The organism is Candidatus Nanopusillus massiliensis, assembly GCF_920984865.1.
Window position 1 is genome coordinate 590,124 of record NZ_OV100765.1, and the last position, 336, is coordinate 590,459.

The window sequence follows — 336 nt, forward strand, 5'->3', positions numbered from 1 at the left end:
ACTTTTATAAAAATTATAAAAAATTAAGCAATTATACATTCCGACCATCCACAATCCATACATACAACACAACCAGCTTCATGTTTTAATCTTGTAGATCCACATACAGGACATTTTTCAACTTTATTATTTCCATTTTCTTCAACTTTTAATGTATTATCTTCAGCTCTTAATGTATTATTGATGTTTGCATTTAATTTTACTTTTGGTACTTCAACATTAGTAGTTAATTCATAATACCAATTTGGTAACTTTATTCCATATTGCTTTAATATTTAAATCCTTCTATTATTTATTTTACCTTCTTTAATTAATCTAAAGTAATCCATAAATCTT